This is a genomic window from Plantactinospora alkalitolerans, assembly GCF_015690345.1.
GTDB classification, from domain to species: Bacteria; Actinomycetota; Actinomycetes; order Mycobacteriales; family Micromonosporaceae; genus Plantactinospora; species Plantactinospora alkalitolerans.
On sequence record NZ_JADPUN010000196.1, the window covers coordinates 12,966 to 39,309 of the forward strand.

A 26,344-nucleotide genomic window follows, 5' to 3' on the forward strand; every position below is an offset into this window, starting at 1 on the left:
GAGCCTGCGCAGGTGGCCAGTCGTGGTGGTCAGGGGACGACCGCGACGGGCCACCGGCCGAGCCGGACCAGGCGGGTCGCGATGGAGCCGACGAACCGGTGTCCGGCCTGGGCGGACACGCCGACGACCACCAGGTCGGCCCGGACCTGGTCCGCCGCCTGCCGCAGCTCCTGATAGGGATCGCCGCGCCGGGTCACGAAGGTGGTCGGTACGCGGAACTCGTCGGCGATGAGGCGGATCTCGGTGCGGAGATCAGCCGCTAGTTCCTGACATGCGTTCTCCTGCGCCTCGGCGGCGACTCCGGAGACCGCGGCGACGAAGGACGCGGGCGAGACGACGAAGACGACGACCAGACGGCACCGCTGGCGTCTGGCCATCCCACAGGCGTACGCCGCCGCGTGCATCGAGGTCGGGCTTCCGTCGATCCCGACCATGATCACCCGTGGTCCGTCGAAGCCCCGTTCGACGATCAGGTGCTGCTCGGTGGGTCCGTAGTGTTCGTCCTCCGGGGTGGCAACGGGCATGTCCATCTGCCTTCGTCCTCCGCGTACGTCGATTGTGGGCGGTTGCCGGACGGCCGCCCTCCGGCAACAGGTGAGCGGGCTCCGGCGTACTCCATCGGCTCAGCTTCCGGATGACGGTCGTGCCGCCGACCGGGTGGTCCGGGATCCGGGCCCGTCGAGGTCGTCGAGGTCGTCGAGATCGGTCACGTCGGTCACGTCGGCCAGGTCGGTCGGCGGTGCCCCGTCGACGGCGCCGGCGGCGGTGGCGGTGGAGTGGCCCGCGTCGGGCAGGTCCAGGCTGGACCGGAGGATGATCGGCCGGAACAGGGCGGCGGCGATCACGCCGACGAGCGCGATCGCGGCGGAGACCAGGAAGATGTGCCCGGTGGCGTCGCCGTACGCGTTGCGCACGATGTGCTGGACCGCGTCCGGCAGTGCGTTCAGATTGAGGCTTCCGCTGGCGTTGCCGGAGGCCGAGGCCGGAACACCGGCGGCGGACAGATCGTGGTTGATCTGGTCGGTGACCCGGCGGGCCAGGATCGCGCCGAGGACGGATACCCCGACCGTGCCGCCGAGGGAGCGGAAGAACGCGATCGTGGAGCTGGCGGCGCCGATGTCGCGCAGCGGTACGGTGTTCTGCACGGCGAGTACCAGGTTCTGCATGGTCATGCCGACTCCGACGCCGACGAGCAGCATCGCCGCGCCGACGAAGACCAGGGACGTCTGGTGGTCGATGGTGCCGAGCAGAAGGAAGCCCGCGACGAGGACGACCGATCCGGTGACGATGTACGGCTTGATGCGCCCGGACCTGGTGATCAGGCGGCCCGCGATGATCGATGAGCCGAGCACCCCGGCCATCATCGGGATGGTGAGCAGACCGGCCTCCGTCGGGGTGTAGCCGCGACCGATCTGGAAGTACTGGCCGAGGAAGACGGCTCCGCCGAACATGGCCATCCCGACCGCGAGGCTGGCGAGGATGGCGAGCGCGGTCGTGCGCCGCCTGACGATGTCGAGCGGTACGACGGGTTCGGCGGCCCGGGACTCGACGAGCACGGCGAGGGCGAGCAGTGCCAGCGAGCCGCAGACCATCAGCCCGGTCTGCCAGGAGACCCAGCCGAACGAGTTGTCGACGAACGAGATCCAGACGAGCATCAGGCTGACACCGGCGGCGATCAGGGCGGCGCCGAGGTAGTCGATCTTGACGTTCTCGCGCCGGACCGTGGCCAGCCGCAGGGTGGCCTGGAGGACGATCATGGCGACGATCGCGATCGGTACGCCGACGAAGAAGCACCAGCGCCAGCCGAGCCAGGGGGTGTCGACGATCACGCCGCCGAGCAGCGGCCCGCCGACGGTGGCTACCGCCATGACGGCACCGAGGTAGCCGTTGTACCGGCCGCGTTCGCGTGGCGGGATCATCGCGGCGATGACGACCTGGACGAGGGCCTGTAGGCCGCCGACGCCGATGCCCTGGAAGGCGCGGGCGGTGATGAGTTGCCCGGCGTTCCGGCTGAGGCCGCTCACGATCGAGCCGAGCACGAAGATGACGATCGCGACCTGGACGAGGGTCTTCTTGTTGAACAGGTCGGCGAGCTTGCCCCAGATCGGGGTGGTCGCGGTCGCCGTGAGCAGGGTCGCGGTGACCACCCAGGTGTACTGCGTCTGCGAGCCGTCCAGCGCACCGATGATCTTCGGCAGCGCGGTCGAGACGACCGTACTGCTGAGCATGGCGACGAACAGCACCAGCAGTAGGCCGCTCAGTGCCTCCAGCGTTCGCCGCCGATCTGTCGGCTCCGCAGCGGGTGCGGCGGTGGTGGTTGTCGGTGCGCTCATCGCGCGGTCTCCTACCTGTGCTGGGGACTGGGCGGCTCACTGCGCCGGCCGGTCGAGGCTGGCCCCGATGGCCGCGGCGCCTCCCTTGCTCCCGATCGTGTTCCCATCCGAGCTTCATTGATTCTTGCCCAGTGCGCAAGTTTGCTCACTGGGAAGTAAGTCACTGCCGCGTAGGCTTGTTCCCGATGGACGCGACGGTCGGACGCCGGGAGCGCAAGAAGGCCGCGACACGGCAGACGCTGCACGAGGTTGCCCTCCGGCTCGCTGCCGAACAGGGCCTTGACCGGGTCACCGTGGAGGCCATCGCGGACGCCGCCGACGTCTCCCGGCGTACGTTCTCGAACTACTTCGCGAACAAGGAAGAAGCCCTCTTCCACGCCGATCTGGTCCGGATCCGGCGCCTACTGGACCTGGTACGCGCCCGGCCGACGAACGAACGCCCCTGGACCGCCCTGAGTCGGGCCGGCGAGGAGTTGGCCGCCGGAAGTGACTACCTGGACCCGCAGTGGCTGGCCCAGCGCCGCCTGATCCGTGCCCATCCGAGCCTCGCGGCCCATCAGATCACGGTGTACGGCACGGTCGAGCGGGAACTGACCGCCGAGATCTCCCGTCGGCTGCCGGAGAGTCCGGATTCGGGACTGCGGTCACGGGTGCTCGCCGCGGCGTTCCTCAACGCGCTCCGCGCCGCCACGCAGCACTGGATCGATCATCCGGACCGCCCCCTCGCCGAACTGGTTCACGACGCCCTCACCTATCTCGCGGACCGGTGACGGGCCGGCCGGAGCGAAGTGGCGCCCGCGATCGGCATAATTTTGCGTGAACCGCATATTTGCGTGCGACGCAAACGCGTTAGGGTTGATGACGTGAGCATCGAAGCCGGCGGGCGCATCGGACTCCGGCAACGGAAGAAGGCCGAGACCAGGGCGATGCTCAGCTGGGCGGCCATCCGGCTCGCGGTCGAGCGCGGGCTCGACAACGTACGGGTGGAGGACATCGCGGAAGCGGCCGGCGTCTCCCCACGCACCTTCAACAACTACTTCTCCAGCAAGGGCGAGGCGATTGTCGCCCGTCATCTCGACCGTTCGCTCAGGGTGGTGACGGAACTGCGCCGCCGGCCCGCGTCCGAGCCGCTCTGGGAGTCGATCGTCCACGCGGTGCTCGTGCAACTCGATCCCGGGCCGGAACTGTCCGGGCAGCCGATGCCGGAGCACCAGCAGTGGGTCGCCGGAATCCGGCTGATGGTCGCCGAGCCGGCGGTGCAGGGCGAGTTCCTGCGGGCGAGCGCGCTCGCCGAGGCCGGGATCGCCACGGCGGTCGCCGAGCGCACCGGCACCGACGTCCAGCGCGACCTGTATCCGCAACTCGTGGCCGCCGCGGTCATGGCGGCCACCAACGTGGCCACCCAGCACTGGCTGCGCGCCGATCCGCCGGTCGAGATGAGACCGCTGCTGACCGAGGCCCTCCACCAACTCGCCGCGGGACTGCCGACGCCGTAACCCCCCCCCGGCACCTCGTCCATCCACCTCAACCCGGCACCGCCGGGTCGATGCCCCCCGCGGAGGTTCCGCCATGTCCGATTCACGGCGCGAGCCGCGCGATGCTGCCGATCTCCAGAGCCACCCAGATCGCCCTGTCCGGGCCGACCGTCATCCCGTGTGGTTCGGAACCGGGCGTCGGCAGGTCGTACCCTCCGATCTCGCCCTCGGCCGTGACCCACCCGACCCGGTTGGCGCCCCACTCGGTGAACCAGCAGCCACCGGCCGGGTCCGCGACGATGGCGTGCGGCCGGGCGGAACGGTCCGGCAGCGGGAACTCCTGGATCCGACCGTCGGGGGTGATCCTGCCGAGCTGACCGGCCCCGATCTCGACGAACCAGACGGCGCCGTCGGACCCGGCGGTGATCCCGACCGGCGCGGCGCCCGGTGTGGGCAGTGGATGCAGGGTGGGCACGCCGTCCTGGCCGAGCCGGCCGATCGAGTTCGCCTGGTTGAGGGTGAACCACAGCGCGCCGTCGGGCCCGGCCGTGATCGCACTGGGAAACCCTCCGGAGGTGGGTAGCGGGTACTCCGTGACCGTGCCGTCGGTGCTGATCCGGCCGATCCGGTCGGTGTTCGTCTCGGTGAACCAGAGCGCACCGTCGGGGCCGGTCGTGATGCCGTACGGCCCACAGTCCGGCGTCGGCACCGGGTACGAGGTGATCTCGCCCCGGGTGGTGATCCGGCCGATCCGATGGTCCCGGAGCCGGGTGAACCAGAGCGCACCGTCCGAACCGGGAGTGATGACCGACGGCCCGCACGCCGGATCGTCGAGCGGATAGCTGTCGACCTGGCCGTCGACGCCGAGCCGGATGATCTTCCCGGCATGCACCAGGGTGCTCCAGAGTGCGCCGTCCGGCCCGACAGCGACGCCGTACGGCCCCGCGTCCGGTCCTGACACCGGGATTTCCTGGATCGAGAGCGGGACGTGTCGTCGCATCGCATTGCCTTCCTCGGGGCGTGACCCCGGAAACGTGGATCTGGGAGCGGGTAACCGCCCGTCGGCCATCGCGCGGTGCTCGCCACGCCACCGCTGGCGCAGCCGCCGGTCGTGGCTCACCACCAGCAGCGCGCCCGGATAGTCCGCGAGGGCCGCCTCCATCTCCTCGACCAGGCCGGGGGAGAGGTGGTTGGTGGGTTCGTCGAGCAGCAGCAGGTCGGCGGGCTGGCTGAGCAGCCGCGCGAGGGCGAGCCGTCGTCGCTGCCCGGTGGAGAGGTCCCGCACGGGTACGTCGAGCCGGTCGTGCTCGAACAGCCCCAGGGACAGCAGACGGTCGCGGTGCGTGTCCGGCGGGCCGGGCAGTCCCCGACCGAAGGCGGTCAGCAGGGTCTCCCGGGAGCGCGTGACGGACGTCTCCTGGGGCAGGTATCCGATCCGGGCCGGGCGGTCCAGCCGGCCCGCGTCCGGGGCGAGTTCGCCGGCCAGCACCCGCAGCAGGGTGCTCTTGCCCGCCCCGTTCGGCCCGTCGATCAGCAACCGGTCTCCGCCGCGTACGGTCAGCCGGACGCCGAACAGGCGGCCGGCGACCGTGACTTCCGCTGCGTCCAGCAGGATGCCGTCGGTCGCCGTACCGGGCAGCGGCGGAGTGAACCGGAGCGGCTCCGGTGGTGGCGGCACCGGCTGGTCGTACAGGCGCCGCAGTCGTTGTTCGGCGTTGCGGACCCGGCTCGCGAGGGACTGTTGCACCCGGCCCGCGTCGCGGTCGTACGCCACCTTGTTGCGGTCCTTCATCATCCGACCCGGTGCCACCTGGCGCGCGGTCGCCGCCGCCGCCTCAACTGTCCGGTCGACCTCGGTCCGCCAGCGGAGGTGGGCTTCCGCCCAGCGCCGCCGCGCCGCCGCCCGTTCGGTGAGGTAGCCGGCGTACCCGTCGCCGTACCGGGTCAGGGTGCGGCGGTCACCGTCCACTTCGATCAGTGTGCTGGCGACCCGTTCGAGGAAGACACGGTCGTGCGAGACGACGACGGTGGTCCCGGCCCGGACCCGTAGGTGCTCCTCCAGCCAGGTCAGCGAATCGTCGTCGAGATGGTTGGTCGGCTCGTCGAGCAGCAGTATCTCGGAGCCGGCGGCCAGGACCGCCGCCAGGTGCAGTCGGGCCTGCTCGCCACCGGAGAGGCTGTCGAGCCGCCGGTCGTGGTCGACACCGGCCAGGCCGAGCGCGTGCAGGGTGCGCGCCACCCGGGCGTCGGCGCCGTACCCACCACGCAGTTCGAAGACCGTCGTCAGGTCGCCGTACTCGGTCAGTCGCCGGTCGTCGCCGTCGGCGAGAAGCGGCTCCAACTCCCGCAGCCGGGCTTCGATCGTGCGTAGCTCGGCGAGGGCGCCGTCGATGACCTGCCGCACCCGCAGGTACGTCGGCAGCGGTGCCTCCTGTCCGAGGTAGCCGACACCGGCGGTGGCGACGACGGTCACCTGCCCCTCGTCGGGCTTCTCCCGGCCGGCGAGCAGGCGCAGCAGGGTGGACTTGCCCGAACCGTTCTCGCCGATGATCCCGGCGCGTTCGCCGGGGGCGACGGCGCAGGTGACTCCGTCGAGCACGGTCCGGTCGCCGTAGGTCTTGGTGACGGCGTGCAGGCTGATCTGGGTAGGCATTCCGATACTCCTGGGCGTCGAGCGGTCGGTGTCCGTCGAGGTGACGGCACGGGACGCGGAGAACGCTTCACAGGAGCATCGGCGGGACCTCGCTTAAAGCAACGGATGTAGCAATAAGATACTGCCATGACGCCACCGCGACCGCCAACCGACTTCTCCGCCGTACCGACCGGAGCGGCGCGGCCGGAGCCGGCCCGGCGTCCCGGTGGGCGGAGTGCGCAGGTACGCCGCCGGGTGCTCGACGCCGTCCGGGCCCACCTGGTGGAGTACGGATACGACGCCCTGGCCGTCGATGCCGTGGCGGACCGGGCGGGTGTGCACCGCACCACGGTCTACCGGCGCTGGCGTGATGTCGGCGGGCTGCTCGCCGACGTTCTCGCCGAGGCCGCCGACGACGGGTGGCGTCCGCCGGACACGGGCTCGCTCGAAGGTGATCTGATCGCGGTCAACCGGGAGGTGTTCGCCGCACTGACCGGCGGTTCGCCGATCACGATCGCGCTGATCGCGGCGTCGTTCCGGTCACCGCAGGCGGCGGAGGCGCTCCGCGCGTTCTGGACCGACCGGTACGCCCGCTGTGCGGTTCTCGTGCGGCGGGCGGTGGAGCGCGGTGACATACCGGCGGGAAGCGTCGCGCACCGACTGCTCGTCGCGGCGACCGCACCGCTTTACCACGAACTGGTGCTCATGCGGTCGCCCGCGGACGGGCAACTTGCCGAACGGGCGGCCCGGGACGTCGTCGCGGCGGCTCGTGCCGGAGTCTTCACGGAGAGTGTTCCGATCTGTGCCGTTCCGTCGGAGCCGGACGCCGAGCCGGCGAAAGACTGCTCGCTCCGCAGTGGACAACCGCCCTTACGCTGCAGTCGAGAGGCTCGTTGACGGGACTCCGTCCGTAATGGGCAGAGTCAGATAGATATAGCGATTTAGCCGGTATCTACCGACGATGGTATTTGATGCAGCTGACCGGGTACGGGCGGTGAGTCTTATTGCGCGCTGAGTGAATCATGTCAGCCATTTGCTGGCGAGATGGTTGCGGCCGGCCGGGGGAGTTGTCCCTACCGAACGGTTAGACTTTGGCGATCCCCGGATGGTCGCCCTTCCGATGGCTTTGCCGGCTCCCCGGACTGTGGCACCATCATGGAACATCTAGCTTTCACGACACATCGTCTCGACGGGAGCAACCAATGCCTGCATGGAGGCTGGGCCGGTTCATTGGCTCTCTTCTTGTGCTCGCCGGGCTCGCCGTCGGCGGGTTCGCCGCAAGCGCGGGCGCGGTCGGTTGGTCGGAGCGGAGCGGTGTCACCGCCTCCGAGTTGCCTGACGACAGTACGGCGGTCACCACCCCTGGAAGCGCCTTCCAGTCCTTCGGCTTCGAGTGGGGATAGAGACGCTCCTCGTGAGGAGCGATCTTCCGAAGCTGAGGAGCGATCTCCCGTAGATGGGGAGTGGTATGCCTAGGGGCCCTTCCGCGACACGTCGGTCCCCCGAGCACGCCTGGCTCGTCACCGGCCCGCTCGGAATCTTCGCAGTCGTAATGACGGCCGCACTCGGCGTCCTCAGCGGCAAGGATTCCACCGGCGAGTGGGAACTGGCCGCCCTGATCCTCGCGCTGGTCCTGGCCTCCGAGATGCCGATGTTCTACATCGTCATCCGGCGCCAGACGATCCCCTTCACCATCACCGAGATTCCGCTGCTCTTCGCGCTCTTCGTACTGCCGCCGCTGACCGTCGTACTGGTCTTCACCCTGGGCTCGCTGATCGCCCAACTACGCCGGCGGTTCGCCCAGCCCAAGCTCTGGTTCAACGTCGCCAAGGCGGCGGCGGCCAGTTCGCTGGCCAGTCTGATCGTCCTCGCCCTGCCGGACATGCGCGGTTTCGGGCCGGGGACCTGGGCCATCCTGTTCTGTGCCGTCAGCAGTCACACCCTGGTGACGCTCGGCGCCGTGGCGGCGGTGATCGCCGTCATCCACGACACGTCGGCCGGTTGGGAGATGGTTCGCTCCTCCGGCCCGGGCCTGATCACTGCGGCGATCAACGTCGCGGTGGGCCTGGTCATCATGCTCTGTCTCCGTACCACCTGGTGGTCCGCCCTGCTGCTGGTCGCGCTCGGCGCCGCCCTGGCGCTGCTCTACCGGTCGTACGCGCAGTTCTTCCGACAGCACCGCACCCTGGCCGACGTCTACGAGCTGACCAAGGCGATGAGCGAACGCGGCCAGGACGGCACGCTGGTCGACTCGCTGCTGGGCCGGGTCCGGGCCATCATGCAGGCCGAGACCGCCACCCTCTGGTTGCCGGCGCAGGGCCGTCATCCGGAGGTGCTGCTGACCGCGCGGGTCGAGGAACGCGGGCTGCTCGACATCTCCCGGACCCCCGTCCTCGCCCGCCAGCGGGCGTGTGAGGAAGGCCGTACGGTCGCCGCGGGCGGTCGGGTAGGCGGAGACCGGGACGTCCGGGAGGCCCTGCGCGGTGCGGGCGTCAAGGAGGTCATCGTCACCCCGCTGCGGTCCGGCCAGGCGGTCATCGGTTCCCTGGAGGTGGTGAACCGGCTCGGCGACACTGGCCACTTCACCGCTGCCGACATACCCATCCTGGAGACGATCGCGGCACACGCGGCCGTCGCGCTGGAGAACTCCCGACTGGTCGACCGGCTGCGCCACGACGCGTATCACGACGGGTTGACCAACCTGCCGAACCGGCGACGGGTGACCGACGCGCTCGAGAAGGCGGTCGGGGTACGCGCCCCCGGCGAGGTGGTCGCCGTGATGCTGTTCGATGTGGACTCGCTCCGGCAGGTCAACGAGTCGGTGGGGCACGCTGCCGGTGACCAGGTGCTGACCGAGGTGGCGAACCGGCTGCGCGCCTCGGCGCCGTCCGCCGCGTTGGTCGGCCGGATCGGCAGCGACGAGTTCGTGGTCACCCTGCGGATGGAGAGCGTCGACGCGGCGCTCGAACTGGCCGCGCAGTTGCGGGAACAGATCCGTGACCGGATGGTCTTCGACGCGCTGGTGCTCGACGTGGACACCGTGGTCGGGGTCGCGGTGCATCCGGACCACGGCACCGATCCGGCCACCCTGTTGCAACGGGCCGACCTCGCCGTGACCAAGGCGAAGACGGCCCCGGACGGGATCCAGCTGTTCAGCCCCGGGTTGGAGTCGAGGTCGTCGCACCGGCTCGGGCTCGCCGGTGACCTGCGGCGGGCTCTGGACAACGCCGAGGTGCAGGTCTACTACCAGCCCAAGGTCACACTGCGGAACCGTCGGTTCGTCGGAGTGGAGTGCCTGGCGCGGTGGGAGCATCCGGCGCACGGCGAGGTCGCTCCGGAGGACTTCGTGGCGGTGGCCGAGCACACCGGCCAGCTCGGGCGGCTGACCGAGATGGTCCTGCGGGAGGCGCTCCGGCGCGCCCGCGACTGGAGCATCGGCGGCGAGCCGCTGGCGGTCGCGGTGAACGTCTCCGCGCGCACCCTCGGCGACCAGCAGTTCCCCGTCCAGGTGCGGGACCTGCTCGCCGAGTACGGCGTCGCCCCGGAGCTGCTCACCCTGGAGATCAAGGAAGCCGGTGTGCTGGACGGCACCGAACGCGCGGTGCCGGGGCTGCGCCGGCTGCGGGACATCGGGGTACGGCTCGCCGTCGACGACTTCGGCACCGGCCACTCCTCGCTCTCCTACCTCCGCCGCCTGCCGGTCAACGAGGTCAAGGTCGACCGCTCCTTCGTGCAGGGCATGGCGACCGACCCGGTGGACCTGGCGATCGTGAACGCGGTGGTGACGCTCTCCCAGCAGTTCGGTCTGGCCGTGGTCGCCGAGGGCGTGGAGAGCGAACTCACCCTGGAACTGCTCCAGGACATCGGCTGCCAGATCGGGCAGGGATTCCTGTTCAGTCGTCCGCTGCCGTACGAGCGGCTGGAGGCCTGGTTCGCCGCCCAGTCGGAGTCCGAGGTGCACCCGAGCGGTGCCGACGTACGGCGGCTGCGGGCGGTGCCCTGAGCCCGGTCCGATGCCCCGGAACGCCACCGGGGATCTGATTTCACCTCGTGCCGTACGCCGTGTACTCTTACCTCTGCGCGCCAGCGGGAAAGATCGCGCGGTGCCCCCTTAGCTCAGTCGGCAGAGCGTCTCCATGGTAAGGAGAAGGTCTACGGTTCGATTCCGTAAGGGGGCTCAAAGGGTTCGACTGGACCCGCCCACAGCGGTGTAGCTCAGTTGGTAGAGCAAACGGCTCATAATCGTTGTGTCGCCGGTTCAAGTCCGGCCACCGCTACTCTCGGTCGCCGGTTAGCCCCGGAGGCCGGACCGAGCGGGCGCCCCGGCGCCCGCTTTGCAGATCCGCGTGGCAGGCGTCTACGCTGGTACATCGTTAGTCGACACCGTTGATGAGGGAGGCGCTCCACCGTGGCCAAGGCGACTGATGTCCGTCCGAAGATCACCCTGGCGTGTGTGGAGTGCAAAGAGCGCAACTACATCACGCGCAAGAACCGCCGTAACGACCCGGACCGCATCGAGCTGAAGAAGTTCTGCCCCCGGGACGGCAAGCACACCCTCCACCGCGAGACCCGCTGACGAGGGCCGACGCGAGTCGGCTCACCCGGCCCAGGATCGCCGTTCCGATCCCGGCAAGCGCGCCCCAGGCCCGCTTTCCCGGTGATCGGGGCGGCGATTTGTTGTGTTTCACCCCGGTTATCGGGTTCCGGCGCTGTTCGCCCCGGTCGCTCGGCGGCATCCGGGTGGCCCGGCGGAGCCGTGTAGGTTCGGCGGCATGTCCCTGGACCCGTCCTTCGTCGGCCGTACCTATCCGCCGACGGCGCCCTATCAGGTGGGGCGCGAGAAGATCCGAGAGTTCGCCACGGCGATCGGGGCCGAGGAGCCGGCGTACCACGATCCGGACGCCGCCCGGGCCCTCGGCCACCCCGACGTGGTGGCGCCGCCGACCTTCCCGATGACGATCACCATGTCGGCCAGCCGCCAGATCATCGACGACCCGGAACTCGGCATCGACTACAGCCGGGTGGTCCACGGCGACCAGCGGTTCCGCTACACCCGGCCGGTGGTCGCCGGCGACGAACTGGTCTGTGTCAACACGGTCGAGGACGTCATCACGCGGGGTGGACACGGCTTCGTGACCATCCGTACGGAGGTCAGCACGACCACCGGGGAACCCGTGGTGACCGCCTGGTGCAAGTTCGTCGTACGCGGAGAGGGCTGAGATGGATCTGTCTCCCCGGACCTACCGGATCACCCGCGCGGACCTGGTCCGCTACGCGGGAGCCTCCGGCGACTTCAACCCGATCCACTGGAGCGACCGGATCGCCACCAAGGTGGGCCTGCCCGGGGTGATCGCGCACGGCATGTTCACGATGGCGCTCGTCGGGCGCGCGGTGACCGAGTGGGCCGGCTCGGCGGACGCGGTGGTCGAGTACGGCGTTCGGTTCACCCGGCCGGTCCTGGTGCCGGACGACGACGAGGGCACCGAGATCGAGGTGACCGCCGTCGCCCGGGACGCGGGTGAGCCCGGACTGACCCGGCTCGACCTGACCGCCACCTGTCAGGGCGAGAAGGTGCTGGCCCAGGCCCGGGCCGTGATCCGCACGCCAGCCTGACGACCGTCGCGGGGGACCGGCGTCGGTCGGTGGCCGTCCGGGGACCTGCCGGCAGATCGGGGCGATGTCTTCCCGGCATGCTTCGGCGCACCGGTTGGGAAACTCGTGCCTCTACCCGTACACTGGTCCGCCGTGGGGCAAGTGGCCTCTACTCAGGCGTGCGTGCCCGAGTGGGGTCCGGCTGCCCGCACAGGGGTGTAGCTCAATTGGCAGAGCAGCGGTCTCCAAAACCGCAGGCTGCAGGTTCAAGTCCTGTCACCCCTGCGCCTACGGCCTGACCGGTCCCGGGATCGGCGTCGTCATCATTGGCGACCGGCTCGTGTTGGTGGTAACGGCGGGGTCGACCCGAGGCGGGATGTCCGCCAGGGTTCGCTCCACCGGGTCCGCCGGTCGCGGGCCGTTCCGGGGGACGGTCGTCCGGGGGTTTGGTCACGGGTGGTCTCCGCCCGTGGCGGAGACCCCGGTTCCGGCCGGCGTGACCAGCGCAGCGCGCGTTCACCGACGCGCGTACCAACCACCCGGCGACGGAGGGCGAAGTGGCCGAGAAGAATCGGCGCGACGAGGACGACAACGACCGTCTCGAAGACGAGGCGATCGATGACGTCGTCGACGATGACGCCGACGACGAGGATGCCGATGAGCCGGTCTCGCGTGGTGGTACCGCCACCCAGACCCGCACCAAGGCCGACTCGGCGGACAGCCGCCCCAAGACCAGGACGGAAACCGGCCGAGTAGGAATATTCGGGCGAGTTGCCCGGTTCGTCCGCGAGGTCGTGGCAGAGCTGCGTAAGGTCATCTGGCCGACCCGCAAGGAGCTGCTGACCTACACCGCAGTGGTGGTCGTGTTCCTCGTCGTGGTGCTGACGATCGTGGCCGGGCTGGACCTCGCCTTCGCGAGAGGCGTGCTGTGGGTCTTCGGCGGCTCCAGCTGACCACCTGACCCACCTGATAGTGACGGAAGTGAGCGAGCGTGCCTGAGTACGACGAGAGCGCCGAGACCCCGGACGAGCAGTCCGCGGTGGCGACGGCGGGCAGTGCCGAGTCGGTCGAGGCCGCAAACGAGCCGGAGTTCCCCACGGCCGAGCCGGAGCCGGACGAGGACTTCGATCCGGTCGCCGAGCTGCGGCAGAAGCTGCGCTACGCGCCCGGTGACTGGTACGTGGTCCACTCGTACGCCGGTTACGAGAACAAGGTCAAGACGAACCTGGAGACCCGGATCACGAGCCTCGACATGGAGGAGTTCATCTACCAGGTCGAGGTGCCGACCCGGGAAGAGGTCGAGGTCAAGAACGGCAAGCGCCTCCAGGTCCAGAACAAGGTCTTCCCGGGCTACATCCTGGTCCGGATGGAGCTGACGCCGGAGTCGTACTCCTGCGTCCGCAACACCCCGGGAGTGACCGGCTTCGTCGGCGCGACCGACCGGGCGGACCGGCCGGCGCCGCTCTCCCTGGACGAGGTGCTGAAGTGGCTCGCCCCGGCGGTGGAGACCGAGGCTGCCAAGAAGGCCAAGCCGGAGATCAAGGTGCTGGACTTCGAGGTCGGCGACTCGGTCACGGTCACGGACGGCGCCTTCGCGTCGCTGCCCGCCACGATCAGCGAGATCAACGCCGATCAGCAGAAGCTCAAGGTCCTGGTGTCGATCTTCGGTCGGGAGACCCCGGTCGAGCTCAACTTCAACCAGGTCGCCAAGATCTGACCCTGGCTGCCGCGATCCCGGCGGCCGGCGCCCGGCAGACGTCGTACGGCGTACCGGCCGCCCGGGAGGCGCTTCCGCATGGCGGCGCCGGCCCCGGGTGGCCCGGGGCCGACCTCGGCGCGTCGCCCGAGGTGGTCCTGCGCTACTCTTGAACGTCGCCCGCACGCGAGGCGCGCTTGACCGTGCGCGCCGACGGGTGACGTCAGGTGCACGTTCCCAGTTTCAAGCCCAGGAAGAGACATGCCTCCGAAGAAGAAGCTCGTCAAGACGTTCACGCTTCAGTTGCCGGCGGGCCAGGCCACTCCGGCGCCGCCGGTCGGCCCGGCGTTGGGCCAGCACGGCGTCAACATCATGGAGTTCTGCAAGTCGTACAACTCGCAGACCGAGTCGCAGCGCGGTGACATCGTGCCGGCCGAGATCAGCGTGTACGAGGACCGGACCTTCACCTTCGTGCTGAAGACCCCGCCCGCCGCCCGGCTGCTGATCAAGGCCGCCGGTGTGCAGAAGGGCTCCGGCGTCCCGCAGAGCGAGAAGGTCGGCTCGATCTCCCGCGCCCAGCTGCGCGAGATCGCCGAGAAGAAGATGTCCGACCTCAACGCCAACGACGTGGAACAGGCCGAGAAGATCATCGCCGGCACCGCCCGGTCGATGGGCATCACGGTCAAGGAATAAGGGTCCACCCTCCACCTTCCGGCACGACCAGTTCGTGGGAGGGCACGCGGCATCCGCGTACCCGCCAGACACCACAGGAGTGTTCAGACATGCAGCGCAGCAAGAGCTACCGCAAGGCAGCCGAAGCCATCGACCGGGACAAGCTCTACACCCCGGCCGAGGCCGTACGGCTGGCCAAGGGGAGCAGCAACGTCAAGTTCGACGCCACGGTCGAGGTCGCGATGCGCCTCGGTGTCGACCCCCGTAAGGCCGACCAGATGGTCCGGGGCACGGTCAACCTGCCGCACGGTACCGGCAAGACCGCCCGCGTGATCGTCTTCGCGGCCGGCGCCAAGGCCGACGAGGCGACCGCCGCCGGGGCGGACGTGGTCGGTACCGACGAGCTGGTGGCCCGGATCCAGGAAGGTTGGCTGGACTTCGACGCGGCGATCGCCACGCCGGACCAGATGGCCAAGATCGGTCGGATCGCGCGGATCCTGGGCCCGCGCGGTCTCATGCCGAACCCGAAGACCGGCACGGTGACCATGGACGTCACCAAGGCGGTCTCGGAGATCAAGGGTGGAAAGATCACCTTCCGGGTGGACAAGCACTCGAACCTGCACCTGATCATCGGTAAGGCGTCGTTCTCCGAGGCGCAGCTGGTCGACAACTACGCCGCGGTGCTCGACGAGGTCCTCCGGACCAAGCCGTCCGCGTCCAAGGGCAAGTACCTGCGCAAGGTCACCCTGGCCACCACCATGGGCCCGGGCGTTCCGATCGACCCGAACGTGGTGAAGAACCTGCGGGAGGGGAGCGAGGCCTGAGCCTCGCCCGACCCGTAGCTCGTTCAGCCCGACACGGGGCGCCCAGCGGAGACCGCGGGCGTCCCGTGTCGGCATTTTCGGCGGCGCTGTGGCAGTCTCGTCCCGTGCGTCTGGATCAGGTCTGGTTGCGGTACGGCGTGCGCGCGCCGTGGGTGCTGCGTGAGGTCGAGGTCGAGATCGGTCCCGGCCAGAGCGCGGTGGTGCTCGGCCGGAACGGGGCGGGCAAGTCGACGCTGCTTCAGCTGGCCGCCGGGGTACTGACCCCGAGCCGGGGTGTGGTCCGGGACCGTCCCCGGACGATCGGTTGGGTGCCGGAGCGGTTTCCCGCGGACCAGCCGTTCACCGTCGCGCAGTACCTCACCGCGATGGCCAGGATCCGGGCGCTCACCGGTCCGGCGCTGGCCCGGACCGTGGACGGCTGGATCCAGCGCCTCGGCATCGCCCCGTACCGGGACGTCCGGCTGCCGGCCCTGTCGAAGGGGACCGCCCAGAAGGTGGGTCTCGCCCAGGCCCTGCTCCGGCCGCCCGATCTGCTCGTCCTCGACGAGCCCTGGGAGGGGCTGGACGGGGCGACCCGGGAGCTGGTTCCGGAGTTGATCAGCGAGGTCCGGGCGGCCGGCGGCGCCGTGCTGGTCAGTGACCATCGGGGCGAGACGATCCGGCTGCCGGACGCGCAGCAGTGGAGTGTCGCCGACGGCAGCGTGTCGGTCGTCGTTCCGGCGCCCGGCAACGGCCGGGACCCGAGGTCCGGGACGATGTCCGTCGTGGAGATCGCGGTACCCACCGCCCGTGCCGCCAGCGCCGTCGCGGACCTGCGCGCCGCCGGCCACCAGGTGGTGCGGGTACGGCCGTCCGACCCGCCCGAGCCATCCGAGCCATCCGAGCCACCCGTCGGGCCGGGGCGGTCGACCGCCCCGGTCGGGGCCGACGGAGCGGACGGCAGCGCGGAGGTGGCACCGTGATCCCGCTCATCGGGATGCGGCTGGCCGGGTTCGTCCGGTCCGCCCGGTCGCTGCCCCCGTTGATCGCCGGACTCGTGGTACTCACCGTGCTGCACGGGGGTGCGGGCGCCCAGGCGGCCGAGGCGTACGGGGTCTCCGCCGTCGTACTGTTCCCGGTCCTGGCCTGGCAGACCCGGCTGCTGCTGGACACCGAACCGGACGTACAGCGCCGGCTCGCGGGGGTCGTCGCCGGGCGGCGGCCGGAACTGGCCGCAGGCGTACTGGCCGCCGCCGTGGCCGGGTTGGCCTTCCTGCCGATCGCGCTGCTCGTACCCTGGCTGGTCGGTGGGGTCACCGGCCCGGAACGGCCCGGCGACCTGCCGGTCGCGCTGGGGCTGGGGATCGGGCTGTGGGCGTACCTGCTGGCCCTGCCGGCGGCGATCGCCCTGGGCGCGCTGGCCAGCCGGGCGGCGACGGCGAGTCCGCTCTACGGGGTGGCCGTCCTGGTCGGCGGGGTGGTCGGCACGTTCGTGTTCGGGCTGAAGGCCTCGGTGGTGCCCTGGCTCGCGCCGCCGGTGATGGCGACCGCTCGGGCGAGTACGGCGGGCCCGGCCGGAGGCACGCTGGCCCTGTTGACGGTGCACGCACTGGCCTGGAGTGCCGTGGCGCTGGCCGGGTATGCCTGGTTGCGCCGCCGACGGGCGTGACGGGGACCACCTGGCGGTGATTTGGCCGTCACCGTGACGTACCGTACGCTGTGATTCTGTCCGTGTTTCTGCGGACGGAAATCGTATTCACCCAGAGACCGCTGGTCACCGTGCTTCGGCATGGTCGAAGGTCCCGTTGAACGGGACGGCCCGCGCAGGGCGAGACGGACAGCGTGCCAGGTCACGATCATGTGATCCTCCCGCCCCGTGCGCCCTGCGCCGGGGCGTTTCTCGTTGTGGCGGAGCCGCCGACCTCCCCGTTGCCCGATCGAGCCCGAGGGCCGATCGGTGTCGAAGGTGATCAGCCTGGAGTAAGAAGAGAGGAGGGACATGGCGGACAAGCCGGTTCGGGCCGACAAGGCCACCGCCGTCGCCGAGCTCACCGAGCACTTCCGCAACTCGGGCGCCACCGTGCTGACCGAATACCGCGGTCTGACGGTTTCCCAGTTGACCCAGTTGCGTCGCACGCTGGGTCGGGACACGACCTACGAGATTGCGAAGAACACGCTGGCGAAGCGTGCCGCGACGGATGCTGGCATTGCCGGCCTCGACGAGCTGTTCACCGGTCCTACCGCGCTGACCTTCGTCTCCGGGGACGTGGTCGAGGCGGCGAAGGGTCTGCGGGAGTTCGCGAAGGCCAACCCGAAGCTCGTCATCAAGGGTGGCGTCTTCGAGGGCCGGGCGATCACCGCGGACGAGGTCAACAAGCTCGCCGACCTTGAGTCCCGTGAGGTGCTGCTGGCCAAGTTGGCCGGCGCGATGAAGGGCAGCCTGAGCAAGGCCGCTGCCCTGTTCCAGGCGCCGCTTGCGCAGACCGCCCGCTTGGCGGCTGCCCTGCAGGACAAGCGTGAGAAGGAGGGGCAGGCCTGAGGCCAGCCCTTTTCGATACCCCGATATTCGTGTAACAGATGAAGGAAAGGACGCCAGACACCATGGCGAAGCTCAGCACCGACGAGCTGCTCGACGCGTTCAAGGAGATGACGCTGATCGAGCTGTCGGAGTTCGTGAAGCAGTTCGAGACGACCTTCGAGGTCACCGCCGCGGCGCCGGTTGCGGTCGCCGCCGCCGGTGGCGCTGCCGCGCCGGCCGAGGCCGAGCCGGAGCAGGACGAGTTCGACGTCATCCTCGACGCCGACGGTGGCAAGAAGATCCAGGTCATCAAGGTCGTTCGCGAGCTGACCGGCCTGGGCCTCAAGGAGGCCAAGGACCTGGTCGAGGCCGCGCCGAAGGCCGTCCTGGAGAAGGCCAACAAGGAGACCGCGGACAAGGCCAAGGCGAAGCTCGAGGCCGAGGGCGCCAAGGTCACCCTCAAGTAGGTTCGCACCACGGCATCCGTCCGGCCCGACCGTTCCGTCCCCGCTCCGCCGAGTGGGACCCGACGGGGTACGGGCCGTGGCGGGTGTCCGCGTCGGGTCGAGTGAGCTGACGCACAGCAATTCGCCACGGGCGGTGATCCGGCGCCGGATCGCCGCCCGTTCCCGTCCGCTGACAGGCTGCGACCGTCGATGATCAGGGCTTTGGCGCCGCCGAGCGTGGTCGCGGGGCGGTCCGGGCGGCCAGCGTCGGATGGCGACCCGGGTAAAGACGTCGCCCGACCCGGGCATCAGCCCTTGACGCGGCACGAACCGGCAGGCACGCTGACATCAGCAAGACCTTCCGCGCTTGCGACGGCCGACACCTGGGTAAGAGCCGACGGCAGCACCACGAGCCGCTGGTCTCAGACAGGCCTAGCGGGATGCGTGCGGGAACGTGTAAGCGCGCTCAGCGCGCGCCGACCGAGTGTCGGCGACACGTTCTGCAACGCCCTGCCGTGGTGGGCTGGACAGCGGTTAGCCGCTCGGCTACACTGCTAGTTTGCGCTGCCTTCCGACTTGACCCCTGCTCGGAATGTCCGATTATGGATATTTGGAGTGGGGCCATTGGAGTGCACGCGTAACAGCCGTTCTGCAGCACCGGTCCTCGGAAGGACGCATCTTGGCAGCTTCCCGCCCTGCGAAGACCAGTCGTACGTCGAGCGCTTTCGCGCCCCGCCGAATCTCCTTCGGCAGGATTACCGAACACCTCGAGGTCCCCAACCTCCTCGCCATCCAGAACGAGTCGTTTGACTGGCTGGTCGGCAACGAGGCTTGGCAGGGCCGGTCGGCCGACGACCCGCACGCTCGATCGGGTCTCGCTGAGATCCTCGACGAGATCAGTCCCATTGAGGACTTCTCCGGCACCATGTCACTTTCCTTCTCCGCGCCACGCTTCGACGAGGTCAAGGCCTCGATCGAGGAGTGCAAGGAGAAGGACCTGACCTATTGCGCCCCGCTGTTCGTGACCGCGGAGTTCACCAACAACACCACTGGCGAGATCAAGAGCCAGACGGTGTTCATGGGCGACTTCCCGATGATGACGCCGAAGGGCACCTTCATCATCAACGGCACCGAGCGCGTGGTGGTCAGCCAGCTCGTCCGGTCCCCGGGCGTGTACTTCTCCAAGGAGCCGGACAAGACCTCCGACCGCGACCTCTCCAGCGTCAAGGTCATCCCGAGTCGGGGTGCCTGGCTGGAGTTCGACATCGACAAGCGAGACACCGTCGGTGTCCGCATCGACCGCAAGCGCCGGCAGGCCGTCACCGTCCTGCTCAAGGCCATCGGTTGGACCAACGAGCAGATCCGTGAGCGGTTCGGCTGGTCCGAGCTGATGATGACCACCCTGGAGAAGGACCACATCGCCGGGGTGGACGAGGCGCTGCTCGACATCTACCGCAAGCTCCGGCCGGGCGAGCCCCCGACGCGGGAGAACGCCCAGACCCTGCTCGACAACCTCTTCTTCAACCCGAAGCGGTATGACGTAGCCAAGGTCGGCCGATACAAGTTCAACAAGAAGCTCGAAGTCGGCGTACCCATGAACAAGGGCACGCTGACCGAGGACGACATCGTCGCCACCGTGGAGTACCTCTGCCGGCTGCACGCCGGTGAGGAGGGCTACGAGGCCGACGACATCGACCACTTCGGCAACCGCCGGCTCCGTACCGTGGGCGAACTGATCCAGAACCAGGTTCGGGTCGGCCTGTCCCGGATGGAGCGGGTCGTCCGGGAGCGGATGACCACCCAGGACGTCGAGGCGATCACGCCGCAGACCCTGATCAACATCCGCCCGGTGGTGGCGGCGATCAAGGAGTTCTTCGGTACGTCGCAGCTGTCCCAGTTCATGGACCAGACCAACCCGCTGGCGGGCCTGACCCACCGGCGCCGGCTGAGCGCGCTCGGCCCGGGTGGTCTGTCCCGGGAGCGGGCCGGCTTCGAGGTCCGGGACGTGCACCCGTCCCACTACGGCCGGATGTGCCCGATCGAGACGCCGGAAGGCCCGAACATCGGTCTGATCGGCGCGCTCGCCACCTTCGGCCGGGTGAACCCGTTCGGGTTCATCGAGACCCCGTACCGCAAGGTGGTCGAGGCGCGGGTCACCGACCAGATCGACTACCTGACCGCGGACGAGGAGGACCGGTTCGTCAAGGCGCAGGCCAACACCGCGCTGCGCAGTGACGGCACCTTCGCCGAGGACCGGGTCCTGGTCCGCCGGAAGGGCGGCGAGGTCGACTACGTCGCACCGGGGGCCGTCGACTACATGGACGTGTCGCCGCGCCAGATGGTGTCGGTGGCCACCGCCATGATCCCGTTCCTCGAGCACGACGACGCCAACCGGGCGCTGATGGGCGCCAACATGCAGCGCCAGGCGGTGCCGCTGGTCAAGGCCGAGTCGCCGCTGGTGGGTACGGGCATGGAGTACCGGGCCGCGGTCGACGCCGGTGACGTGGTCGTCGCCGAGGTCGGCGGTGTGGTCGAGGACCTGTGCGCCGACTACGTGACGGTGCACCAGGACGACGGCCACCGGCGTACCTACCTCCTGCACAAGTTCCGCCGCTCGAACGCCGGCTCCTGCGTCAACCAGAAGCCGGTCGTCTTCGAGGGCGATCGGGTGGAGGCCGGGCAGGTCATCGCCGACGGTCCCTGCACCGACGAGGGCGAGATGGCGCTCGGGCGCAACCTGCTCGTCGCGTTCATGCCCTGGGAGGGCCACAACTACGAGGACGCGATCATCCTGTCGCAGCGCCTCGTGCAGCAGGACGCCCTCACCTCGATCCACATCGAGGAGCACGAGGTCGACGCCCGCGACACCAAGCTGGGCCCGGAGGAGATCACCCGCGACATCCCGAACGTCAGCGAGGAAATGCTCGCCGACCTCGACGAGCGCGGCATCATCCGGATCGGTGCGGAGGTCGTGACCGGCGACATCCTGGTCGGCAAGGTCACGCCCAAGGGCGAGACCGAGCTGACCCCGGAGGAGCGGCTGCTCCGTGCGATCTTCGGTGAGAAGGCGCGCGAGGTCCGGGACACCTCGTTGAAGGTTCCACACGGCGAGACCGGCACGGTCATCGGCGTACGGACCTTCTCCCGGGAGGACGGCGACGAGCTGCCTCCGGGCGTGAACGAGCTGGTCCGCGTCTACGTCGCCCAGAAGCGGAAGATCCAGGACGGCGACAAGCTCGCCGGCCGGCACGGCAACAAGGGCGTCATCTCCAAGATCCTGCCTGTCGAGGACATGCCGTTCCTGGAGGACGGCACGCCGGTCGACATCGTGCTCAACCCGCTCGGTGTGCCGAGCCGGATGAACATCGGCCAGGTACTGGAGACTCACCTCGGGTGGGTGGCCAAGACCGGTTGGAAGGTCAACGGCGAGGACGCCGACTGGAAGAACGCGCTGCGCGCGATCGACGCCCACGAGTCCGAGCCGGACACCAACGTGGCGACGCCGGTCTTCGACGGCGCCAAGGAGGAGGAGATCTCCGGTCTGCTCTCGTCGACCCTGCCCAACCGGGACGGCAAGCAGCTGATCGGCGCGAGCGGAAAGGCGCAGCTCTTCGACGGACGTTCCGGCGAGCCGCTGCCCGATCCGATCGCGGTCGGCTACATCTACATCCTCAAGTTGAACCACCTGGTCGACGACAAGATCCACGCTCGGTCGACCGGCCCGTACTCGATGATCACGCAGCAGCCGCTGGGTGGTAAGGCGCAGTTCGGTGGCCAGCGGTTCGGCGAGATGGAGTGCTGGGCGATGCAGGCGTACGGCGCCGCGTACGCCCTGCAGGAGTTGCTGACGATCAAGTCCGACGACGTCCTCGGCCGGGTCAAGGTGTACGAGGCGATCGTCAAGGGCGAGAACATTCCCGAACCGGGCATCCCGGAGTCCTTCAAGGTGCTGCTCAAGGAGCTGCAGTCGCTGTGCCTCAATGTTGAGGTGCTCTCCAGTGACGGTGTGGCCCTGGAGATGCGCGAGACCGACGACGAGGTCTTCCGCGCCGCGGAGGAACTCGGCATCGACCTGTCCCGGCGCGAGCCGAGCTCGGTCGAAGAGGTGTGAAGTTGTGTGGGGTTGGGGGCGGGTGACCCGCTCCGGGCGGTCAGGCTTGATCCCTCCGCGGGTCACCCGCCCCCAACCCCGCCCGGTGAGCTAGCGGTAAAACGACACGACACGAGGGACATATAACGTGCTCGACGTCAACTTCTTCGACGAGTTGCGGATTGGCCTGGCTACCGCTGACGACATTCGTCAGTGGTCGCATGGCGAGGTCAAGAAGCCTGAAACGATCAACTACCGCACCCTGAAGCCGGAAAAGGACGGGCTCTTCTGCGAGAAGATCTTTGGTCCGCAGCGGGACTGGGAGTGCTACTGCGGTAAGTACAAGCGGGTCCGGTTCAAGGGCATCATCTGCGAGCGCTGCGGCGTCGAGGTGACCCGCTCCAAGGTGCGTCGTGAGCGGATGGGCCACATCGAACTGGCCGCGTCGGTCACGCACATCTGGTACTTCAAGGGTGTGCCGAGCCGGCTGGGCTATCTGCTCGACCTGGCGCCCAAGGACCTCGAAAAGATCATCTACTTCGCGTCGTACGTGGTCACCAGCGTGGACGCGGAGGCGCGGCACCGCGACCTCTCGACGGTGGAGAACGAGATTCTCGCCGAGAAGCGGCAGGCGGAGAACAGCCGCGACTCCGAGATCGAGAAGCGGGCCGCCAAGCTCGAGGCCGACCTGGCCGAGCTGGAGGCCGAGGGTGCCAAGGCCGACGTGCGCCGCAAGGTCAAAGAGGGCGGCGAGCGCGAGATGCGCCAGATCCGCGACCGGGCGCAGCGCGAGATCGACCGTCTCGACGAGGTCCTGGACACCTTCCGCAAGCTGGAGCCGAAGCAGCTGGTCACCGACGAGCTGCTCTACCGCGAGCTGCGGGACCGGTTCGGCGAGTACTTCACCGGCGGGATGGGTGCCGAGGCGATCAAGGCGCTGGTCCAGAACATGGACCTGGACGCCGAGGCGGACAACCTCCGCGAGATCATCCGGTCCGGCAAGGGCCAGCGGAAGATCCGGGCGCTCAAGCGGCTCAAGGTCGTCGCGGCGTTCCTGAACACCCGCAACTCGCCGCTCGGCATGGTTCTGGACTGCGTACCGGTGATCCCGCCGGACCTGCGCCCGATGGTGCAGCTCGACGGTGGCCGGTTCGCGACCTCGGACCTGAACGACCTGTACCGGCGTGTGATCAACCGGAACAACCGACTCAAGCGACTGATCGACCTCGGCGCTCCCGAGATCATCGTCAACAACGAGAAGCGGATGCTCCAGGAGGCCGTCGACGCGCTGTTCGACAACGGTCGGCGTGGGCGTCCGGTCACCGGTCCGGGTAACCGGCCGCTGAAGTCGCTGTCGGACATGCTCAAGGGCAAGCAGGGGCGGTTCCGGCAGAACCTGCTGGGCAAGCGGGTCGACTACTCCGGTCGTTCCGTGATCGTCGTCGGTCCGCAGCTCAAGCTGCACCAGTGCGGCCTGCCCAAGCAGATGGCGCTGGAGCTGTTCAAGCCGTTCGTGATGAAGCGGCTGGTCGACCTGAACCACGCGCAGAACATCAAGTCCGCGAAGCGGATGGTGGAGCGGCAGCGGCCGGTCGTCTGGGACGTGCTGGAAGAGGTCATCGGCGAGCACCCGGTTCTGCTGAACCGGGCGCCGACCCTGCACCGGCTGGGTATCCAGGCGTTCGAGCCGCAGCTGGTCGAGGGCAAGGCGATCCAGATCCACCCGCTGGTCTGCACCGCGTTCAACGCGGACTTCGACGGTGACCAGATGGCGGTGCACGTGCCGCTGTCCGCCGAGGCGCAGGCCGAGGCGCGGATCCTGATGCTCTCGTCGAACAACATCCTCAAGCCGGCGGACGGCAAGCCGGTCACCATGCCCACCCAGGACATGGTCATCGGTCTCTACCACCTGACCCACCTGACTCCGGGTGAGGTGGGCGAGGGCCGGGCGTTCAGCTCGGACGCCGAGGCGCGGATGGCTTTCGACAACGGCGAGCTGCACCTGCAGACGCCGGTGCGGATCCGGCTGCGCGACGTGACCGAGGTGGACAACGGCGCCGGTGCGCAGCGGTGGACCGAGCCCGAGGGCTGGACCCCGGGCGAGCCGTTGACCGTGGAGACCACCCTGGGTCGGGTGCTGTTCAACGAGACGCTGCCGAAGGGCTACCGTTTCGTGAACTACGAGATCCGCAAGGGGCAGCTCTCCGCGATCGTCAACGACCTCGCCGAGCGGTTCCCGAAGGTGGCGCTGGCCGCGACCCTCGACGGGCTCAAGGAGGCCGGTTTCCACTGGGCCACCTGGTCCGGCGTGACGATCGGCATGGAGGACGTCATCGCGCCGCCGCGCAAGCGGGAGATCCTGGAGCGGTACGAGAAGGAAGCCGAGCGGATCGACAAGCAGTACCAGCGTGGTCTGATGACCGCCGAGGAACGTCGCGGCGAGCTCATCGAGATCTGGACCAAGGCGACCAACGAGGTCGCCAAGGAGATGGAAACCGCGCTGCCGCAGGAGAACCCGCTGTGGAAGATGATCAACTCGGGTGCCCGCGGTAACCTGCTCCAGCTCCGGCAGATCGCGGCGATCCGTGGTCTGGTGGCCAACCCGAAGGGCGAGATCATCCCGCGGCCGATCAAGGCCAGCTACCGGGAGGGTCTCTCCGTACTGGAGTACTTCATCTCCACGCACGGTGCCCGGAAGGGTCTGGCGGACACGGCGCTGCGGACCGCCGACTCGGGTTACCTGACCCGTCGTCTGGTGGACGTCTCGCAGGACGTGATCATCCGCGAGGAGGACTGCGGCACCGACCGCGCCATCTCGATGCAGATCGGCGTCCAGTTGGACGGCAAGCTGGTGGCGCACGAGCACGTCGAGACCGGGCTGCACGCCCGGACCCTGGCGGACGACATCAAGGGGCCGGACGGCAACCTGGTGGCGGAGCGCGGCGTCGACCTCAACTCGATCCTGGTCGACCGGATCGTGGCTGCCGGGGTCGACACGGTCCGGGTCCGCAGCGTGCTCACCTGCGAGTCGAAGCTGGGCGTCTGCGGTGCGTGCTACGGCCGCTCGCTGCCGACCGGCAAGACCGTGGACGTCGGCGAGGCGGTCGGCATCATCGCCGCCCAGTCGATCGGTGAGCCGGGTACCCAGCTGACGATGCGTACCTTCCACACCGGTGGTGTCGCGGGTGAGGACATCACCCAGGGTCTGCCCCGGGTCCAGGAAATCTTCGAGGCCCGGGTACCCAAGGGCAAGGCGCCGATCGCCGACACCCCTGGTCGGATCCGGATCGAGGACGGCGAGCGGTCGCGGAAGATCATCATCGTGCCGGACGACGGCACCGACGAGATCGTCCACGACAAGATCTCGAAGCGGGTCCGGCTCCGGCCGGGCGTGCACGACGGCGCGCACGTCGGCGTCGGGGAGAAGCTCACCGAGGGCACGATCGACCCGCACGAACTGCTGCGGATCCTCGGCCCGCGGGCGGTCCAGGTCCACCTGACCCAGGAGGTCCAGGAGGTCTACCGGTCGCAGGGTGTGCTCATCCACGACAAGCACATCGAGATCATCATCCGCCAGATGCTCAAGCGGGTGACGGTGATCGACTCCGGTGCGACCGAGTTCCTGCCGGGCGTGCTGGTCGACCGGGCGCTCTTCGAGTCGGAGAACCGCCGACTCGTCTCCGAGGGTGGCGAGCCCGCGGCGGGGCGGCCGGTGCTGATGGGCATCACCAAGGCGTCGCTGGCGACCGACTCGTGGCTGTCGGCGGCCTCCTTCCAGGAGACCACCCGGGTGCTCACGGACGCGGCGATCCACGCCCGGAGCGACTCGCTGATCGGTCTCAAGGAGAACGTCATCATCGGAAAGCTCATCCCGGCCGGTACCGGTATCAGCAAGTACCGCAACGTCCGGGTGGAGCCGACCGAGGAGGCGAAGGCCAAGGTCTACTCGATGACCGGCTACCCGGAGACCGACTACGGATTCGGGCCGGCCAGCGGGCAGGCAGTGCCGCTGGACGACTTCGACTTCGGGTCGTACCGCTAGGCAGGGTGAAGGCAGACAGGCGCCCCGCTCGTCGTTCGACGACGA

At 69.1% G+C, this 26,344-nt stretch carries 21 protein-coding genes, 3 tRNA genes and 1 pseudogene; 21 read left to right on the forward strand and 4 right to left on the reverse strand.

The window, feature by feature from the left end:
- Positions 1 to 29: 29 nt before the first annotated feature.
- A complete protein-coding gene (locus I0C86_RS20980) occupies positions 30 to 530 on the reverse strand; it encodes a universal stress protein (protein ID WP_230394505.1) in 501 nt (166 codons plus the stop codon).
- Positions 531 to 623: 93 nt separating this feature from the next.
- Positions 624 to 2,333: an MDR family MFS transporter gene (locus I0C86_RS20985; protein WP_196202974.1), complete on the reverse strand. Its 1,710-nt coding sequence runs from the start codon at positions 2,331 to 2,333 to the stop codon at positions 624 to 626.
- A 185-nt stretch (positions 2,334 to 2,518) separates the two neighbouring features.
- Here I0C86_RS20985 and I0C86_RS20990 point away from each other — a divergent pair, with 185 nt between their 5' ends.
- Both I0C86_RS20990 and I0C86_RS20995 read left to right on the forward strand, forming a co-directional pair.
- Positions 2,519 to 3,103 carry a TetR/AcrR family transcriptional regulator gene (locus tag I0C86_RS20990; RefSeq protein ID WP_196202975.1) on the forward strand — a complete coding sequence of 195 codons (585 nt, stop codon included), beginning with the start codon at positions 2,519 to 2,521 and terminating at the stop codon, positions 3,101 to 3,103.
- A gap of 93 nt (positions 3,104 to 3,196) precedes the next feature.
- Complete coding sequence (locus I0C86_RS20995) at positions 3,197 to 3,829, forward strand: acyl-CoA-like ligand-binding transcription factor (RefSeq protein WP_323373759.1); 633 nt, start codon at positions 3,197 to 3,199, stop codon at positions 3,827 to 3,829.
- Positions 3,830 to 3,911: 82 nt separating this feature from the next.
- Here the strand turns inward: I0C86_RS20995 and I0C86_RS45740 are convergent, their stop codons facing one another.
- Both I0C86_RS45740 and abc-f read right to left on the reverse strand, forming a co-directional pair.
- Positions 3,912 to 4,877: a Vgb family protein gene (locus tag I0C86_RS45740; RefSeq protein WP_456319964.1), complete on the reverse strand. Its 966-nt coding sequence runs from the start codon at positions 4,875 to 4,877 to the stop codon at positions 3,912 to 3,914.
- A pseudogene (gene abc-f / locus I0C86_RS45110) lies at positions 4,872 to 6,461 on the reverse strand (ribosomal protection-like ABC-F family protein); the annotation flags it as partial. The pseudogene abc-f and the gene I0C86_RS45740, both read right to left, overlap by 6 nt.
- Positions 6,462 to 6,695: 234 nt before the next feature.
- On the opposite strand from abc-f, the gene I0C86_RS21005 reads away from it, so the two are divergent.
- The 19 genes from I0C86_RS21005 (at position 6,696) to I0C86_RS21095 (ending at position 26,299) form a co-directional block, all read left to right on the forward strand.
- Positions 6,696 to 7,337, forward strand: coding sequence for a TetR/AcrR family transcriptional regulator (locus I0C86_RS21005; RefSeq protein WP_323373766.1), 642 nt, complete (start codon positions 6,696 to 6,698; stop codon positions 7,335 to 7,337).
- A gap of 305 nt (positions 7,338 to 7,642) precedes the next feature.
- Complete coding sequence (locus I0C86_RS21010) at positions 7,643 to 7,843, forward strand: hypothetical protein (RefSeq protein ID WP_196202978.1); 201 nt, start codon at positions 7,643 to 7,645, stop codon at positions 7,841 to 7,843.
- 65 nt (positions 7,844 to 7,908) lie between these two features.
- Complete coding sequence (locus tag I0C86_RS21015; protein WP_196202979.1) at positions 7,909 to 10,443, forward strand: putative bifunctional diguanylate cyclase/phosphodiesterase; 2,535 nt, start codon at positions 7,909 to 7,911, stop codon at positions 10,441 to 10,443.
- Between the two features lie 102 nt (positions 10,444 to 10,545).
- Positions 10,546 to 10,618, forward strand: a tRNA-Thr gene (locus I0C86_RS21020).
- Positions 10,619 to 10,644: 26 nt separating this feature from the next.
- Positions 10,645 to 10,717, forward strand: a tRNA-Met gene (locus tag I0C86_RS21025).
- Positions 10,718 to 10,848: 131 nt separating this feature from the next.
- A complete protein-coding gene (gene rpmG / locus I0C86_RS21030; RefSeq protein WP_046567246.1) occupies positions 10,849 to 11,016 on the forward strand; it encodes a 50S ribosomal protein L33 in 168 nt (55 codons plus the stop codon).
- A gap of 196 nt (positions 11,017 to 11,212) precedes the next feature.
- Positions 11,213 to 11,659, forward strand: a complete 447-nt coding sequence (locus I0C86_RS21035; RefSeq protein ID WP_196202980.1) for a MaoC family dehydratase N-terminal domain-containing protein — start codon at positions 11,213 to 11,215, stop codon at positions 11,657 to 11,659.
- 1 nt (position 11,660) lies between these two features.
- Positions 11,661 to 12,053, forward strand: coding sequence for a MaoC family dehydratase (locus tag I0C86_RS21040; RefSeq protein ID WP_196202981.1), 393 nt, complete (start codon positions 11,661 to 11,663; stop codon positions 12,051 to 12,053).
- Positions 12,054 to 12,244: 191 nt separating this feature from the next.
- Positions 12,245 to 12,317, forward strand: a tRNA-Trp gene (locus I0C86_RS21045).
- 329 nt (positions 12,318 to 12,646) lie between these two features.
- Positions 12,647 to 12,985 carry a preprotein translocase subunit SecE gene (secE, locus tag I0C86_RS21050; protein WP_407676336.1) on the forward strand — a complete coding sequence of 113 codons (339 nt, stop codon included), beginning with the start codon at positions 12,647 to 12,649 and terminating at the stop codon, positions 12,983 to 12,985.
- Between the two features lie 38 nt (positions 12,986 to 13,023).
- On the forward strand, positions 13,024 to 13,749 hold the full coding sequence (gene nusG, locus I0C86_RS21055; protein ID WP_196202983.1) for a transcription termination/antitermination protein NusG: 726 nt from the start codon (positions 13,024 to 13,026) through the stop codon (positions 13,747 to 13,749).
- A gap of 240 nt (positions 13,750 to 13,989) precedes the next feature.
- Positions 13,990 to 14,421, forward strand: coding sequence for a 50S ribosomal protein L11 (gene rplK, locus I0C86_RS21060; protein ID WP_196202984.1), 432 nt, complete (start codon positions 13,990 to 13,992; stop codon positions 14,419 to 14,421).
- Between the two features lie 89 nt (positions 14,422 to 14,510).
- Positions 14,511 to 15,224 carry a 50S ribosomal protein L1 gene (gene rplA, locus I0C86_RS21065; protein WP_196202985.1) on the forward strand — a complete coding sequence of 238 codons (714 nt, stop codon included), beginning with the start codon at positions 14,511 to 14,513 and terminating at the stop codon, positions 15,222 to 15,224.
- Between the two features lie 104 nt (positions 15,225 to 15,328).
- Positions 15,329 to 16,186, forward strand: coding sequence for an ATP-binding cassette domain-containing protein (locus tag I0C86_RS21070; RefSeq protein ID WP_196202986.1), 858 nt, complete (start codon positions 15,329 to 15,331; stop codon positions 16,184 to 16,186).
- A complete protein-coding gene (locus I0C86_RS21075) occupies positions 16,183 to 16,872 on the forward strand; it encodes a hypothetical protein (RefSeq protein WP_196202987.1) in 690 nt (229 codons plus the stop codon). Before I0C86_RS21070 ends, I0C86_RS21075 begins: the two co-directional genes overlap by 4 nt.
- Positions 16,873 to 17,202: 330 nt before the next feature.
- Entirely contained in the window at positions 17,203 to 17,742 is a 540-nt protein-coding gene (gene rplJ, locus I0C86_RS21080; protein ID WP_196202988.1) for a 50S ribosomal protein L10, read from the forward strand.
- Positions 17,743 to 17,804: 62 nt separating this feature from the next.
- The gene (gene rplL / locus I0C86_RS21085; protein ID WP_196202989.1) at positions 17,805 to 18,188 is read left to right on the forward strand and encodes a 50S ribosomal protein L7/L12; all 384 of its coding nucleotides are present in this window, start codon (positions 17,805 to 17,807) and stop codon (positions 18,186 to 18,188) included.
- A 658-nt stretch (positions 18,189 to 18,846) separates the two neighbouring features.
- The gene (gene rpoB / locus I0C86_RS21090) at positions 18,847 to 22,278 is read left to right on the forward strand and encodes a DNA-directed RNA polymerase subunit beta (RefSeq protein WP_196202990.1); all 3,432 of its coding nucleotides are present in this window, start codon (positions 18,847 to 18,849) and stop codon (positions 22,276 to 22,278) included.
- Between the two features lie 127 nt (positions 22,279 to 22,405).
- Complete coding sequence (locus I0C86_RS21095; protein ID WP_196202991.1) at positions 22,406 to 26,299, forward strand: DNA-directed RNA polymerase subunit beta'; 3,894 nt, start codon at positions 22,406 to 22,408, stop codon at positions 26,297 to 26,299.
- Positions 26,300 to 26,344: the final 45 nt, after the last annotated feature.